Origin of the sequence: Stenotrophomonas sp. VV52 (assembly GCF_002893095.1) — a bacterium.
Taxonomy (GTDB): domain Bacteria; phylum Pseudomonadota; class Gammaproteobacteria; order Xanthomonadales; family Xanthomonadaceae; genus Stenotrophomonas; species Stenotrophomonas aracearum.
Genome location: NZ_PKQQ01000003.1, coordinates 337684 through 352948, shown reverse-complemented (window position 1 = coordinate 352948; position 15265 = coordinate 337684). Strand labels below are relative to the sequence as shown.

The window sequence follows — 15265 nt, the reverse complement described above, 5'->3', positions numbered from 1 at the left end:
GGGCGCGATGTCCGGTTGCTGCTTTGCAACATGAACAGGCGCGTACCCGCTCATCATGGGGCATGTCACGGGCAGAGTGCGACGTGGTCATGACCGACCATTGGATACTGCCACGTGAAAACGTTTACATGGCAGAATGAGCAGACTGTATTCGATTGCAGTGGTCGCCGTCATGCGGCACCACGCCATCGACCTGCCATCGGGAGGGCCGACGGCAGTTCCGCACAACAGCCCGGCAGCGGGCGGACTGGAATGGGTGATATGGCAAAAGTGCAGTTGCAGGGCGTGCGCAAGGTGTATGACAACGGCCAGGTGGCCGTGCAGGGCGCGACCTTCGAAGTGGCCGATGGCGAGTTGATGGTGCTGGTCGGGCCGTCGGGGTGTGGCAAGTCGACCCTGCTGCGCATGGTCGCCGGCCTGGAGGAAATCAGCGGCGGCACCCTGAGCATCGGCGACCGGGTGGTCAACGACGTGGCGCCCAAGGACCGCGACATCGCCATGGTGTTCCAGAGTTACGCGCTGTACCCGCACATGACCGTGGCCGAGAACCTGGCGTTCGGGCTGAAGCTGCGCGGGCACGACAAGGCGACGATTGCAAAGCGCGTCAACGACGCCGCGCAGACGCTGGGCCTGACCGAGATGCTCGACAAGCTGCCCAAGGCGATGTCCGGCGGCCAGCGCCAGCGCGTGGCGCTGGGCCGGGCGCTGGTGCGCGAGCCGGCGGTGTTCCTGCTCGACGAACCGCTTTCGAACCTCGACGCCAAACTGCGTCACAGCGTGCGCACCGAGATCGCGCAGCTGCACCGCAAGCTGGGCACCACCATGATCTACGTGACCCATGACCAGGTCGAAGCGATGACCCTGGGCCAGCGGATCGTGGTGCTCAAGGACGGTGTGATCCAGCAGATCGACACGCCGATGGCGCTGTACGACCGCCCGGCCAACCTGTTCGTGGCCGGCTTCCTCGGCAGCCCGGCGATGAACGTGCTGCGCGGGCGGCTGGAGCAGGGCGTCGAAGGTGTCGTGGTGCAGGACGGTGCGCTGCGTGCGCCGCTGGGCAACGCGACCATCGATCCGGCCTGGATCGGTCGGACCTTGGCCGTGGGCGTGCGCCCGGAGCACCTGCAGCCGGCAGCGGCAGGCGATGCGACTGCATTCGAGGCGGTGATCGACGGCATCGAGCCGGTGGGCAACGAGATCTTCGTCAACATGACCCACGGCAGCCAGGCGCTGGTGATGCGCGTGGCGCCGCAGGCGTTGCCGGCGGTGGGCGGCACGATCCGCGTGGCGATCCAGCCGCAGGGGCTGCATTTCTTTGATGCGGACAGCGGCGAGCGGTTGAACCACGACGTTTGAGGGTAGGGCGGCACGTTGTTCGTGCCGCCGCCAATGGGTCGAACGGTGCGGGTGGTGCGTGGGACACGCGTGGCGTGTCGCTACGCGTGGTGGGTCGAAGCGCGTAGAGACACGCCATGCGTGTCCCACGGAACCCGTCAGCGGGCGAGCCCGTCCAGCAACGGCACGCCGTGCGCTTCCACGCCACCCACGCTCAACGCGCCCTCGGCCAGCTCCAGCGGCAACACCGCCAGCGCCAGGTCCCCGGCTACGCTGGCCACGGTGCCGATGTCGGCGCCGTTCTGCTGCACCTTGGCCCCGCTTTCCACGCCGTCGGCCACGCGCAGCAGCTGCAGGGCGCGTTTGGCCTTGCCCAGGAAATGGGTGCGCGCCACGATTTCCTGGCCCGGGTAGCAGCCCTTCTTGACGCTGTAACCGTTCAACCGGTCCAGCCCCAGCTGCTGCGGCGTCCACTGTTCGCGCTGGTCGGCGGCAAGCCTCGGCAGACCGTAGCGCAGGTCGGACTGGCGCCAAGCCATCTCGAAGCCCGCGTCCGGCGCGGGCGCCTCGGCCGGCGCCGGGCCAATCTTAAGCGTACGCGGCAGGGCATCGCTGCCCACATCCAGCTCCAGCGTCTCACCGTCAACGGCGATTGCTGCGCCACTGGCCGCTTCCGGCGCAGTGAAGCTGCCGGCCACCCAGAGGTCGCTGCGCACCTCCACCTTGACCTTCCGCCGGAACACAAAGCGCTGCAACTGCGACGCAATCGCATCGGCGTCGCCGTCGGCGAGCACCAGCAGCACGTGCTCGGCGTCCACCTTCAACAGCTGGAACACCGCCAGGGTGCGGCCCTTGGCGCTCAACCACGCGCTCCACTGCCAATGCCGCTCGGGCAGGGCAGTGACGTCGCTGGAGAACTGGGCGTGGGCGAATACCGCCGCATCCGCGCCGCGCAGACTGAGCAGCGCGTGACCGGAAAGCCGCGGAAAACCGATGAAATCGAGGGGCAGGTTGTCAGGCACGTGAACGGGGTCTAAAATTTGTGCGTTGCGAGACCACCCATGATAGGCCAAACAACCCCCACTCCAGATTCCGAACCTGAAGCCCCGCTGGTGCCGGAGGAGCAGACGCTCGTCCCGACCCCGGTGGAGCCTGTGGAAATCGGCGGCCGCGGCGGACTTGATCCGGTGCGGTATGGAGATTGGGAGAAAAACGGACGCTGCATCGATTTCTGATCAGCATTGAGCCAACGCGGCATTGTGCCGCCCAGCCGAGACAACGAGCCCAGCGAATGGCCGCCAGAGAACGTCCCCTTTCCCCGCACCTTCAGGTGTATCGCTGGCAGATCCAGATGGCCACCTCGATTCTTCATCGAGCGACCGGCATCTTTCTGTCTGTTGGAGCCTTGATCATCGCCGGCGGCCTGCTGGCCCTGATGATGGGTCCTGAATCCTGGAACTGCTTCACCGGCCACGCCGGCAGCTGGTATGGAAAGCTGTTCCTGTTCGCATGGACGTGGTCGTTCGCCTACCACCTGTGCAACGGCATCCGCCACATCGTGCAGGACTTTGCGATCGGCTTCAGCATTCCCGCCTTCGTGCGCAGCAGCTGGATCTCGGTGTTCGCCAGCCTGGTGATCACCGCGCTGGTCTGGGCCTATGTCTTCGTGGGAGCCGCCGCATGAACAAGTTCCGTACCCCGCTGAAGAACGTGCGCGGGCTTGGCGCGGCCAAGACCGGCACCGAGCATTTCGTGCTGCAGCGCCTGACCGCCACCGCCCTGGTCCCGCTGACCATCTGGTTCCTGGTGTTCGTGCTCAGCCTGCTCAACGCCGATTACGTGACCGCCGCCGACGCGGTGGCCAAGCCGTGGAACGCGATCCTGCTGGTCGGCTTCCTGGTGGCCATGTTCTGGCACGCCCAGATCGGCCTGCAGGTGATCCTGGAAGATTACATCCACAACTCGCTGCTGGCCCTGGCGCTGCAGACCACGGTGAAGTTCATCGCCGTGCTCGGCGCGATCGTCAGTGTTTTTGCGGTCGCCCGCATTGCGCTCGGCGTTGCCTGAGTCCAGGCACCAAGACAGGAATCCAGATTAGATGTCCGCTTACAAGATTACGGAACACAAGTACGACATGGTCGTGGTGGGCGCCGGCGGTGCCGGCCTGCGCGCCACGTTCGGTCTTGCCGCCAAGGGCCTGCAGACGGTCTGCCTGACCAAGGTCTTCCCGACCCGTTCGCACACCGTGGCCGCGCAGGGCGGTATCTCCGCCGCGCTGGGCAACATGGGCGAAGACGACTGGCGCTACCACTTCTACGACACTATCAAGGGCTCGGACTGGCTGGGCGACCAGGACGCCATCGAGTACATGTGCCGCGAGGCCATTCCGGCGATCATCGAGCTGGAACACTACGGCGTGCCGTTCAGCCGCACCGAAGAGGGCAAGATCTACCAGCGCCCGTTCGGTGGCATGACCACCAAGTACGGCGAAGGCCCGGCGGCGCAGCGCACCTGCGCGGCGGCCGACCGTACCGGCCACGCCATGCTGCACACGCTGTACCAGCAGTCGCTGAAGCACGACGCGCGCTTCATGATCGAGTACTTCGCGCTGGACCTGATCTTCGATGACGAAGGTGCCTGCCGCGGCGTGCTCGCGCTGGACATGTCCGACGGCTCGCTGCACCTGTTCCGCGCCCAGGGCGTGGTGCTGGCCACCGGCGGCTACGGTCGCGCCTACTTCAGCGCCACCTCGGCGCATACCTGCACCGGCGACGGTGGCGGCCTGGCCATGCGTGCGGGCATCGCCATGCAGGACATGGAGTTCGTGCAGTTCCACCCGACCGGCATCTACGGCGCCGGCTGCCTGATCACCGAGGGTGTCCGCGGTGAAGGCGGCATCCTGCGCAACAGCAACGGCGAGCGCTTCATGGAGCGCTATGCACCGCATTACAAGGACCTGGCCTCGCGCGACGTGGTGGCCCGTTCGATGACCATCGAGATCCGCGAAGGCCGCGGCGTCGGCGAGCACAAGGACCACATCCTGCTCGACCTGACCCACCTCGGCCCGGGCGTGATCGACGAGAAGCTGCCGGGCATCGCCGAAAGCGCCCGCATCTTCGCCGGCGTCGACGTGCACAAGCAGCCGATCCCGGTCATCCCGACCGTGCACTACAACATGGGCGGCATTCCGACCAACTTCCACGGTGAAGTGGTGCGCAAGGTCGGCGACAACAACGACGCCGTGGTGCCGGGCCTGTACGCGATCGGCGAAGCCGCCTGCGTCTCGGTGCACGGTGCCAACCGCCTGGGCTCCAACTCGCTGCTGGACCTGGTGGTGTTCGGTCGTGCGGTGGCCAACCGCTGCGCCGAGACCATCAAGCCGGGCGCGGCGCACAAGCCGCTGGCCGCCGATGCCTGCGACAAGGCGCTGGGCCTGCTGGACAAGCTGCGTTACGCCAACGGCGACACCCCGACCTCGGTCATCCGCGACAACATGCAGCGCACCATGCAGGCCGACGCGGCGGTGTTCCGTACCAGCGAAACGCTGAAGGAAGGCTGCGCGAAGATGGCGCAGGTGTTCGATTCGTTCCAGGACGTGAAGGTCACCGACCGTTCGCTGGTCTGGAACTCCGACCTGATCGAAACCTACGAGCTGAACAACCTGCTGCTCAACGCGGTGGCGACGATCAACTCGGCCGAACAGCGCAAGGAAAGCCGCGGTGCCCACGCACACGAGGACTATCCGGATCGCGACGACGTCAACTGGCACAAGCACACCCTGGTCAGCGTCGACGACAAGGGCAAGTGCAGCTTCGACTACCGTCCGGTGCACATGTACACGCTGACCGACGAGGTTGCCGTGGTGCCGCCGAAGCCGCGCGTGTACTGATCGCGACCCCCGCCTACCATGCAATCCGCGCCTTGAGGGCGCGGGCCGCCTGAGCCAACGAGAGCAGCCATGGCCGAGTTTTCCCTGCCAAAGAATTCCAAGATCACGAAGGGCAAGCACTTCCCCGCCAAGAGCGGTGGCAAGAACCTGCGCACCTTCAAGGTCTACCGCTGGAGTCCCGACGACGACAGCAATCCGCGCACCGACACCTACGAGATCGATCTGGACGCCTGCGGCCCGATGGTTCTCGACGCGCTGATCAAGATCAAGAACGAGATCGACCCGACCCTGACCTTCCGCCGGTCGTGCCGTGAAGGCATCTGCGGTTCGTGCGCGATGAACATCGACGGCACCAACACGCTGGCCTGCACCCGCGCCATCGCCGACTGCGGCAAGGCCGAAGTGCCGATCTACCCGCTGCCGCACATGAGCGTGGTCAAGGACCTGGTGCCGGACCTGACCCACTTCTACGCGCAGTACGCGTCGATCAAGCCGTGGATCCGCACCCAGACCCCGGCACCGCCGGACCGCGAGCGCCTGCAGTCGCCGGAAGACCGCAAGAAGCTGGACGGCCTGTACGAGTGCATCCTGTGCGCGTGCTGCTCGACCAGCTGCCCGAGCTACTGGTGGAACGGCGAGCGTTACCTGGGCCCGGCGATCCTGCTGCAGGCCTACCGCTGGATCATCGACTCGCGCGATGAAGACACCGGTGCGCGCCTGGACGACCTGGAAGACCCGTTCAAGCTGTACCGCTGCCACACCATCATGAACTGCGCCCGGACCTGCCCGAAGGGCCTGAACCCGGCCCTGGCGATCGCCGAGATCAAGAAGTTGATGATGGCGCGCCGCGCCTGATGAAGGGTGCTTCGGGCACCGCGGGGACACGCATGGCGTGTCACTACGCGGGGTTGCCCGGAATGCCCGATCGCGTAGAGACACGCCATGCGTGTCCCTCGCACCAATGATTACCCGGTAGAGCCACGCCCTGCGTGGCTTTACCGTATCCGGAGCCAGCGAAATGGAAGAAGACGTCCTCCTGAAGAAACTCCGCTGGCGCTGCCGCCGCGGCATGCGCGAACTGGACCAGCTGTTCGGCCGGTATCTGGACCGCGAATGGCCCACCGCCCCTACCGAAGAGCGCGAGGTTTTCCTGTTCCTGCTCGACTGCGAGGACGATAAGTTGTGGCGCTGGTTCATGGGATACGAGCAGTGCCCGCATGCCCACGCCGTCCCCCTCCTCAACAAGATCGGCGCCCTGCCGGCTTGAGTGGCGCCCCTCGCGCTGGCAGCTTGCCGCGCATCTGGTGTTCGCCGCGCTGATGCCTTGGGCGGCCACCGCCACGGCACTGCCTGCCGCCGCGCAGTGGCCGGCGGGCCTGTTGGCCGCCGCGATGGCGGCAGGGCAGGGCTGGCGCCATGCCCGCCGCCCGTCCCGCGCCTTCGTCATCCCCAGCGGAGAAGGTCCAGCCTGTGTCGATAGCCAGCCGGTAGAAGGCCTTACCCTGCACGACCGCGGCCCACTGCTCGAGCTCCGCTGGCGCTTGGACGGCCGCCGCCAGGCCTGCCTGTTCTGGCCGGACACGCTGCCGGCACCCCGGCGACGTGAACTCCGACTGGCGATCCAGGCCCGTCCCATTTCCCGTTCACGTCCGTGATGGCACCATAGCCTGAACTGTCCGGCGTACCTGCATGTTCAAACCCATACCCGTCTCCATCGGCCTGCGCTACCTGCGGGCAAAGCGCCGCAACGGCTTCATCTCCTTCATCTCCATGGCCTCGATCCTCGGCATCGCGCTGGGCGTGACCGTACTGATCACCACCCTGGCGGTGATGAGCGGCTTCCAGAAGGAGATCCGCGACCGCCTGCTGCAGATGACCGCGCACACCACGGTGACCACCGACGGTGCGCCGATGTCGGACTGGCAGCGCACCGTCGACATGGCGCACAAGGATCCGCGCGTGGCCGGTGCCGCACCGTACATCGAGATCCAGGCGATGCTCAGCGGTCCGCGCGTCCAGGGCGCGATCGTGCAGGGCATCGATCCGAAGCTGGAACCGGCGGTCTCGGTGATCAACACCAAGGTCACCAAGGGCAGCTTCGACAGCCTTACCGAAGGCAGCTACAACCTGCTGCTCGGCCAGGAGCTGGCGCTGTGGCTCGGCGTGGACGTGGGCGATACCGTGCTGGTGACCCTGGCCGAAGTGCAGGGCACGCCGATGGGCGCCATGCCGCGGCTGAAGCGTTTCACGGTGAGCGGCATCTTCGAGGCCGGCTACAACGAGATCGACCGCGGCGTGGCTTACGCCAACATGGCCGACCTCGAGCGCGTGCTGCGCATGGACGGGGTGACCGGCGTGCGCCTGAAGCTGCATGACATGGACAAGGCGCTGGACGTCGGCGTCGATCTCGCGCAGAACCTCGGTGGTGCCTACCGGGTCAGCGACTGGACCAAGCAGAACGCCAACCTGTACCACTCGCTGCGCATGGAGAAGGTGGTGATGGGCATCCTGCTCTCGCTGATCATCGCCATGGGCGCGTTCAACCTGGTGTCCTCGCAGGTCATGCTGGTCACCGACAAGCAGGCCGACATCGCCATCCTGCGCACGCTGGGCCTGACCCCGGGCGGGGTCATGCAGGTGTTCATGGTGCAGGGCTCGCTGATCGGCATCTTCGGCACCGTGCTCGGCGTGGTCGGCGGCATCACCCTGACCCTGAACCTGGAGCGCATCCTCGGCGCCATCGAGTCGCTGTTCAACGTCAAGCTGCTGCCGGAAGACGTCTACTACATCACCGGCCTGCCGACCGACATGCAGACCCCGGACATCGTCATCATCACCGTGGTTGCGCTGGTCATGAGCTTCCTCGCCACCCTGTACCCCGCGTGGCGCGCTGCCCGCACCCAGCCGGCCGAGGCCCTGCGTTATGAATGAGCCGATCAACCGCGGCGACGAAGTAATCCGTGCCCAGGGCCTGGCCAAGACCTATGCCGAAGGCCGCATGCAGACCCCGGTGTTCAACGGGCTGGACCTGAGCGTGGCCGCCGGCGAAACCGTGGCCATCATCGGGGCCTCCGGTGCCGGCAAAAGCACCCTGCTGCACCTGCTGGGCGGGCTCGACACGCCGACCGCCGGCGAAGTGTTCGTGGCCGGCCAGAAGATGTCCTCGCTGTCCGACGGCCAGCGTGGCCAGCTGCGCAACCGCGCGCTGGGCTTCGTGTACCAGTTCCATCACCTGCTGCCCGAGTTCACCGCGCTGGAAAACGTGATGATGCCGGTGCTGCTGGCCGGCGCCGAGGTCAACGATGCGCGTCAGCGTGCGAACGCGCTGCTGGAATCGGTCGGCCTGGGCCACCGCCTGGAGCACAAGCCGGGCGAGCTGTCCGGCGGCGAGCGCCAGCGTGCGGCGGTGGCGCGCGCGCTGGTCAACCGTCCGGCCTGCGTGCTCGGCGACGAGCCGACCGGCAACCTGGACGACAAGACCGCCGGCACCGTGTTCGAGCTGATGCTGGACCTCAACCGCGCGCATCACACCAGCCTGGTGCTGGTGACCCACGACCGCAGCCTGGCACGCAAGCTGGACCGGGTACTGGAGCTGCGCGAAGGGCGGCTGCACGCGCTGGCCCACGCCGACGTCTGAGCTGGCAGCTGAACAGCTTCGGGTCGACCGCTGCCGGTCGACCCGGACCGGTGCATCATCGCGGTAACCCCTCGCAGGCACCTGCCATGAAGAAGCTGATCGCCATCGCTGTGCTGGGTCTCACGCTCGCTGGCTGCGCCACCGGCCGGCTGACCAGCGCCGAGCGGCTGGACCTGTACCGCGCCCACGCCGGCCCGCCGCAGAACTCGATGCCGTACTTCGGCACGCTCAGCGGCTGGACAGAACTGGGCGACAGCGCGCTGGCGGTGTGGACGCGTCCCAGCGAGGCCTACCTGATGGAGCTGCGGGGTCCGTGCTACGGGCTGAGCTACGCCACTGCGATTGGCTTGACCAGCCGCACCGGCCAGGTTTCCGCGCGGTTCGACAAGGTGCTGATACGCGATCCGAACCAGGGCCCGAGCGTGCCGTGCTTCATTGGCAGCATCCGCAAGCTGGACATCAAGGCGCTGCGCGCCTCCGAGCAGGAAATGCGCCAGGCCCAGGTGGAAGAACGCGAACCGTAGTGCCGGCCGCCGGCCGGCTCTGCATGAATCCGCCATCGCACGGAGCCGGCCAGCGGCCGGCACTACGATGGCTTCGGAACGGGAAGCAGTGGATTACGCCTCCGGAACGAACCCGGCCGGCTTTTCAGCGCCACCTGCGAACAGGAACTTCACCAGCTCTTCTTCCAGGAACGCGCGATGCTTCGGGTCGCGTGGCGACAGGCGGTTCTCGTTGATCAGCATGGTCTGGTGCGCCAGCCACTTGCTCCAGGCGCTCTTGCCGATGCCATTGAAAATGCGCTGGCCCAGATCGCCGGGATAGGGCACGAAATCCAGGCCTTCGGTGTCGTGTTGTTCGTACTGGCAGAAAACGGTGCGGGACATGGCTTACTCGATGTTCTTCAAGGGCGCTCCAGCGCGTAGTTTACGTCGCGCAGCGGGCGCGGGCGGAATGCTGCCGGATTCCAGCAGCTTGCGGATCGGTGCAGGCAGCCCCAGAGCGGGCAGCTCGTTGTCGGCGACCCAGCGCATTGCAGGGTCATCCGCGCGCAGGCCTTCAACGCGTCGCGCCAGAATCTGCAGGTGCAGGCGGTAGTGGCTGAAGGTGTGCTGCAGTACCGGCAGTTCCTCGGCATCTTCCAGCGAACCGCGTACGTGCACGTCGAACCAGTCCTGCAGGGCGCTGCCGCTGTCGGCCTGGGGCAGGGTCCACAGCTGCGCCCAGATGCCGGTGTCGGGGCGCTTCTGCAGCAGTACGCGGCCCTGCGCATCGCGCAGCAGCAGCGCGACCGCCTCGCGTTCGGGCAGGGCCTTGGTCGGTTTCGGGGTGGGCAGCTGGTCGCTGCGGCCCTCGCGGCGAGCCACGCAGTCCTGCTGCAGCGGACAGATCACGCAGGCCGGCTTCGCCCGCGTGCACACCGTGGCGCCAAGGTCCATCTGCGCCTGGGTGTAGTCGGCAAGGCGACCGGCGGGCACCGCTTCTACATGCGTCTGGGCGAGCGCCCACAGTACTTTTTCCACCGCCGGCAGGCCGGGGAACCCCTCAATACCGTGGTAGCGGCTCATCACGCGCTTGACGTTGCCGTCGAGGATCGCGAACCGGTCGTTCCAGGCCTGGCTGAGGATCGCGCCGGCGGTGCTGCGGCCGATGCCGGGCAGCGCGTGCAGCGCGTCGACGTCGCGCGGCAGCTCACCGCCGTGCTGTTCGACGCAGCGTTTCGCGGCCGCGTGCAGGTTGCGCGCGCGGGCGTAGTAGCCGAGGCCGGCCCATTGCGCCATCACCGCATCATTGCTGGCGGCGGCCAGGTCGGGCAGGGTGGGGAAGACCTGCAGGAATTTCAGGAAGTACGGAATGACCGTCGCGACCTGGGTCTGCTGCAGCATGATTTCGGAGAGCCAGACCCGGTAGGGCGAGCGCGGGTGCTGCCAGGGCAGGTCGTGCCGGCCGTGGTTGTCGAACCAGGGGAGCAGGCGTTCTACGAAGGCATCCGTTGTCATGGACGTGCGGCCAGGGTTCCGTGGGACACGCATGGCGTGTCGCTACGCGGGGTACCGGCAGCCGTGGCCATACTGGAATGGCCTCGCGTAGGGACACGCCATGCGTGTCCGCGCGGTGCATCAGCCACCCAGCGCTTCCGGCAGCAATGCATCGACGAAGGCTTCGGGATCGAACACGCGCAGGTCTTCCGGGCGCTCGCCGATGCCGGCAAAGCGGATCGGAATGCCGAACTCACGCGCCAGGGCGAACACCACGCCGCCCTTGGCGGTGCCGTCGAGCTTGGTCACCACCAGGCCGGTCACGTTCACCGCAGCATGGAACTGGCGCAGCTGCGACAGCGCGTTCTGGCCGGTGGTGCCGTCGATGACCATCAGCACTTCGTGCGGCGCGTTGGGGTCGATCTTGCCGAGCACGCGGCGGATCTTGCCCAGTTCGTTCATCAGCCCGCCCTGGGTGTGCAGGCGGCCGGCGGTGTCGGCGATCAGCACGTCGGTGCCACGGGCCTTGCCGGCCTGCAGCGCGTCGAACGCCACCGAGGCGGCGTCGGCATTCTGGCCCTGGGCGACCACGGCCACGCCGTTGCGTTCGCCCCAAGCCTGCAGCTGGGCCACGGCGGCGGCACGGAAGGTATCGCCGGCGGCCAGCATCAGGCTGTGGCCGTCGTCCTTGAAGCGCTTGGCCAGCTTGCCGATGGTGGTGGTCTTGCCGACGCCGTTGACGCCGACGGTGAGGATCACGAACGGCTTGGCGGTGCGGTCGATGACCAGCGGCTTGGCGACCGGCTGCAGGATCGCGATCAGCTCGGCGCGCAGCGCCTTGAGCAGGGCCGGGGCATCGGCGAACTCGCGCGCCTTCATGCGTTTGCGCAGGTTTTCGACCAGCGCGGTGGTGGCGCCCACGCCGACGTCGGCGGTGATCAACGCGGTTTCAAGTTCGTCGAGCAGGTCGTCGTCGAGCTTGGGATTGCGCGAGAACAGGCCGCCGAAGCTGCGCGCGATGACGCTGTTGCGCAGGCGATCGCGCCAGCCGGTCTTGCCGGGGGCGGCCGGGGCGGCCTCGTCGATGGCGGCGGGTGAGGCCAGTGGCTGGGCCGCTTCCTGCACGATTTCGGTGGTGACCAGAACCGGAGCAGGGTCCGCGAGCAGCCGGGCAGAGCCCGGCTCTACGGGCGACGGCGGAGAAGGAATCGAGGCCGACGGCGGAACCGGAACCGCGGTCGACGGCGGTGCAGCCAGCGGCGCCGCGGGGACGGCGGGCGCTTCGGACACGACGTGCGGCGATGCGGCCGGTGCAACGGCCGCATCGGCACGCGCGACCGGTGTAGCGCCGGGCTCTGCCCGGCCGACCGGAGCCGAGGTGTCTTCGGCAACCGGGGCGTGGTCGGCCTGCGGGAACGCGGCGGCGAGCTCTTCAGCCGTGTAGTGCTGGGTCTTGGGCGCGTCCTGCGGAGCGTCCTGGGGCTTTTTGCGACGGAAGAAACTGAGCATGGGAATCGGCGCTGAAATCAGGGGGATATGCTAGCACCCGGGCCCGTTGGGCCCGCGTGCAGTGACCACTTGGCCGGCCCCGGGTGGGGCCGGCCCGCAGCGTCAGGCTGACAGTTCCAGCAGCAGCTTGTTGAGCCGGCGCACATAGGCGGCCGGGTCCTTCAGGGTGTCGCCTGCCGCCAGCGCGGCCTGGTCGAACAGCACCCGGCTCAGGTCGCCGAAGCGGCCGGCGTCGGCTTCCTGGTCGAGCTTGCCGATCAGCGGGTGGCCCGGGTTGAACTCGAACACGGGCTTGCTGTCGGGCACCCTCTGGCCGCTGGCTTCGAGGATCTGGCGCATCTGCAGGCCCAGGTCCTGTTCGCCGATGGCCAGGATCGCCGGCGAGTCGGTCAGGCGATGCGAGACGCGCACGTCGGCCACCTCGTCGCCCAGCGCGGTCTTGAGGCGCTCGACCAAGCCCTGCTTTTCCTTGGCCGCTTCTTCCTGGGCCTGCTTGTCCTCGGCGCTTTCCAGCGCGCCCAGGTCGAGGTCGCCGCGGGCGACGTCGACGAACGACTTGCCGTCGAACTCGGTCAGGTAGCCCATCAGCCATTCGTCGATGCGGTCGGTCAGCAGCAGCACCTCGATGCCCTTCTTGCGGAACACTTCCAGGTGCGGGCTGTCCTTGACCTGGGTATGGCTGTCGCCGGTCAGGAAGTAGATCTTGTCCTGGCCTTCGATCATGCGGCCCAGGTAGTCGGCCAGCGATACGCTCTGCTCGCCGCTGGCGTCATGGGTGGAGGCGAAGCGCAGCAGGCCGGCGATCTTCTCGCGGTTGTTGAAGTCTTCGGCGGGACCTTCCTTGAGCACCTGGCCGAACTGCTTCCAGAAGCCGGCGTAGACCTCGGGCTTGTCGGTGGCCAGCTTCTCCAGCATGTCCAGCGAACGCTTGGTCAGCGCGGACTTCATCGAGTCGATGACCGGGCCGGACTGCAGGATTTCGCGGGAGACGTTCAGCGAGAGGTCGTTGGAATCGACCACGCCCTTGATGAAGCGCAGGTACAGCGGCAGGAACTGCTCGGCCTGGTCCATCACGAACACGCGCTGCACGTACAGCTTCAGGCCCTTGGGCGCGTCGCGGTGGTACAGGTCGAACGGGGCGTGGCCGGGCACGTACAGCAGCGAGGTGTACTCGAGCTTGCCTTCGACCTTGTTGTGGCTCCAGGCCAGCGGGTCCTGGTGGTCGTGCGCGGCGTGCTTGTAGAACTCCTGGTATTCGGCGTCGGTGATCTCGCTGCGCGGGCGGGTCCACAGTGCGCTGGCGCGGTTGACGGTTTCCCATTCGACCTCGGCCGGGGCGTCGTCGCCATGGTGTTCCTTGACCATCTGGATCGGCAGGCCGATATGGTCGGAGTACTTCTTGATGATGCTGCGCAGGCGCCAGGCATCGGCGAAGTCCTGCTGGTCGTCCTTCAGGTGCAGCACGATGCGGGTGCCGCGCTCGGGCTTGTCGACGGTTTCCACGTCGAATTCGCCTTCGCCGCGCGAGGACCAGTGCACGCCCTCGCTGGCCGGCAAGCCGGCACGGCGGGAGTAGACGTCGACCTGGTCGGCGACGATGAAGGCGCTGTAGAAGCCGACGCCGAACTGGCCGATCAGCTGGGAGTCCTTCTTCTGGTCGCCGGAGAGTTGGCGCAGGAAGTCGCCGGTGCCGGACTTGGCGATGGTGCCGAGGTGGGCAATGGCTTCGTCGCGGCTCATGCCGATGCCGTTGTCGTCGATGGTCACGGTATGCGCCTGCGGATCGACGCTGACCTGGATGCGCAGTTCACCGCCGCCGGGTGGAGCCGGGCTCTGCCCGGCTGCCTCCAGCAGTTCCGGCTGGGTCAGCGCTTCGAAGCGCAGCTTGTCGGCGGCGTCGGCGGCATTGGAGATCAGCTCGCGAAGGAAGATTTCCTTGTTGGAGTACAGCGAGTGGATCATCAGCTGCAGCAGCTGCTTGACCTCGGTCTGGAAGCCCAGGGTCTCTTTGTGGGTCTGCTCGGTCATGCGACGGTGCTCCTTGAATGCGGTGGCGCGCGGTGCGCGGCGGCTGGCTCAAGGGGTAGGGGTCGATTGTCCCAATTTCAAGGCGGCGGCGTTTCATTTTCTACGTGCTGGGGAGGCCGCCGGGCAGCCCCGCTCCGGGACACGCCGCAAGTACGTCCATGTAGGCTGCGCCAAAACATCCATGTTTTGGAGCGTCCCTCCGGGGGCTACCCGGCGGCCTCCCCCGATGGATGGTCGGGTCCGGAATGAAAGGCAACGCCGGCGCGGTATCCTTCACATATGAAATCACGCTCTTCCGCAGCTGCCCCCATCGGCCAGGTCCGCATCATTGGCGGCAAATGGCGTAATACCAAACTGCCGGTGCCGCTGGTGGCGGGCCTGCGACCCAGCAGTGACCGGGTTCGCGAGACCCTGTTCAACTGGCTGACGCCGCGCCTGGGCGGGGCCCGGGTGTTGGATCTGTTCGCCGGCAGCGGGGCGTTGGGGCTGGAGGCGGTGTCGCGCGGCGCGACGCAGGCGACCCTGGTGGAGCGCGATGCCGGGCTGGCCCGGCAGCTGCGGGAGTCCGTGGCCAGGCTGGGCGCCCAGGCCCAGGTCGAGGTGGTCCAGGCCGATGCGCTGCACTGGCTGGCGCAACGACCGTCGGGGCTGGCCGACATCGTGTTCATCGACCCGCCGTTCGCCGATGGCTTGTGGGACAGCGTCCTGGCCGGGCTGGGGCCGCACCTGGCGGCCGATGCCTGGCTGTACCTGGAGTCGCCGGCCGGGCAGACCCTGCGCCTGCCGCCGGGCTGGCTGCTGCACCGGGAGGGGGGCACCCGCGAGGTCGGCTTTGCCCTGTACCGCCGCGCCACTGTTACACTTTCACCAGATCAGAACGCGTAGCGT

At 67.2% G+C, this 15265-nt stretch carries 17 protein-coding genes; 12 read left to right on the top strand and 5 right to left on the bottom strand.

Features of this window, described 5'->3' with window-relative positions; all coding sequences use genetic code 11:
* Positions 1–261 precede the first annotated feature (261 nt).
* Entirely contained in the window at positions 262–1356 is a 1095-nt protein-coding gene (ugpC, locus tag C2U58_RS10160; RefSeq protein WP_102945746.1) for a sn-glycerol-3-phosphate ABC transporter ATP-binding protein UgpC, read from the top strand.
* A gap of 137 nt (positions 1357–1493) precedes the next feature.
* Here the strand turns inward: ugpC and C2U58_RS10155 are convergent, their stop codons facing one another.
* The gene (locus tag C2U58_RS10155; RefSeq protein ID WP_102945745.1) at positions 1494–2357 is read right to left on the bottom strand and encodes a folate-binding protein YgfZ; all 864 of its coding nucleotides are present in this window, start codon (positions 2355–2357) and stop codon (positions 1494–1496) included.
* Positions 2358–2396: 39 nt separating this feature from the next.
* Between C2U58_RS10155 and C2U58_RS20380 the strand changes: the two genes are divergently transcribed.
* From C2U58_RS20380 to C2U58_RS10105, 10 genes are all read left to right on the top strand, one after another.
* Entirely contained in the window at positions 2397–2570 is a 174-nt protein-coding gene (locus C2U58_RS20380; RefSeq protein ID WP_084739082.1) for a DUF1674 domain-containing protein, read from the top strand.
* A gap of 56 nt (positions 2571–2626) precedes the next feature.
* A complete protein-coding gene (gene sdhC, locus C2U58_RS10145) occupies positions 2627–3019 on the top strand; it encodes a succinate dehydrogenase, cytochrome b556 subunit (RefSeq protein WP_070209072.1) in 393 nt (130 codons plus the stop codon).
* On the top strand, positions 3016–3402 hold the full coding sequence (sdhD, locus tag C2U58_RS10140; protein ID WP_102945744.1) for a succinate dehydrogenase, hydrophobic membrane anchor protein: 387 nt from the start codon (positions 3016–3018) through the stop codon (positions 3400–3402). Before sdhC ends, sdhD begins: the two co-directional genes overlap by 4 nt.
* A 31-nt stretch (positions 3403–3433) precedes the next feature.
* Complete coding sequence (sdhA, locus tag C2U58_RS10135) at positions 3434–5224, top strand: succinate dehydrogenase flavoprotein subunit (RefSeq protein ID WP_102945743.1); 1791 nt, start codon at positions 3434–3436, stop codon at positions 5222–5224.
* A 69-nt stretch (positions 5225–5293) separates the two neighbouring features.
* Positions 5294–6079, top strand: a complete 786-nt coding sequence (locus C2U58_RS10130) for a succinate dehydrogenase iron-sulfur subunit (protein ID WP_070209075.1) — start codon at positions 5294–5296, stop codon at positions 6077–6079.
* A gap of 163 nt (positions 6080–6242) precedes the next feature.
* Positions 6243–6491 carry a succinate dehydrogenase assembly factor 2 gene (locus C2U58_RS10125; protein WP_102945742.1) on the top strand — a complete coding sequence of 83 codons (249 nt, stop codon included), beginning with the start codon at positions 6243–6245 and terminating at the stop codon, positions 6489–6491.
* On the top strand, positions 6442–6879 hold the full coding sequence (locus C2U58_RS10120) for a hypothetical protein (protein WP_102945741.1): 438 nt from the start codon (positions 6442–6444) through the stop codon (positions 6877–6879). The genes C2U58_RS10125 and C2U58_RS10120 overlap by 50 nt, the downstream gene beginning before the upstream one ends.
* 34 nt (positions 6880–6913) lie before the next feature.
* The gene (locus tag C2U58_RS10115; protein ID WP_102945740.1) at positions 6914–8155 is read left to right on the top strand and encodes a lipoprotein-releasing ABC transporter permease subunit; all 1242 of its coding nucleotides are present in this window, start codon (positions 6914–6916) and stop codon (positions 8153–8155) included.
* Positions 8148–8861, top strand: coding sequence for a lipoprotein-releasing ABC transporter ATP-binding protein LolD (gene lolD / locus C2U58_RS10110; RefSeq protein WP_102945739.1), 714 nt, complete (start codon positions 8148–8150; stop codon positions 8859–8861). Before C2U58_RS10115 ends, lolD begins: the two co-directional genes overlap by 8 nt.
* An 86-nt stretch (positions 8862–8947) precedes the next feature.
* Positions 8948–9385: a DUF6491 family protein gene (locus C2U58_RS10105; RefSeq protein ID WP_102945738.1), complete on the top strand. Its 438-nt coding sequence runs from the start codon at positions 8948–8950 to the stop codon at positions 9383–9385.
* A 93-nt stretch (positions 9386–9478) separates the two neighbouring features.
* Here the strand turns inward: C2U58_RS10105 and C2U58_RS10100 are convergent, their stop codons facing one another.
* The 4 genes from C2U58_RS10100 to htpG all read right to left on the bottom strand — a co-directional run bounded on the left by C2U58_RS10100 (position 9479) and on the right by htpG (position 14377).
* Complete coding sequence (locus C2U58_RS10100) at positions 9479–9748, bottom strand: oxidative damage protection protein (RefSeq protein WP_102945737.1); 270 nt, start codon at positions 9746–9748, stop codon at positions 9479–9481.
* 3 nt (positions 9749–9751) lie between these two features.
* Complete coding sequence (mutY, locus tag C2U58_RS10095; protein ID WP_343125471.1) at positions 9752–10861, bottom strand: A/G-specific adenine glycosylase; 1110 nt, start codon at positions 10859–10861, stop codon at positions 9752–9754.
* A 120-nt stretch (positions 10862–10981) separates the two neighbouring features.
* Positions 10982–12349 (bottom strand): signal recognition particle-docking protein FtsY, encoded by a 1368-nt coding sequence (gene ftsY / locus C2U58_RS10090; RefSeq protein ID WP_102945735.1) that lies wholly within the window; start codon positions 12347–12349, stop codon positions 10982–10984.
* Between the two features lie 102 nt (positions 12350–12451).
* The gene (htpG, locus tag C2U58_RS10085) at positions 12452–14377 is read right to left on the bottom strand and encodes a molecular chaperone HtpG (protein WP_102945734.1); all 1926 of its coding nucleotides are present in this window, start codon (positions 14375–14377) and stop codon (positions 12452–12454) included.
* 279 nt (positions 14378–14656) lie between these two features.
* Between htpG and rsmD the strand changes: the two genes are divergently transcribed.
* Positions 14657–15262, top strand: coding sequence for a 16S rRNA (guanine(966)-N(2))-methyltransferase RsmD (gene rsmD / locus C2U58_RS10080; RefSeq protein WP_102945733.1), 606 nt, complete (start codon positions 14657–14659; stop codon positions 15260–15262).
* The last annotated feature ends 3 nt before the right edge of the window (positions 15263–15265 follow it).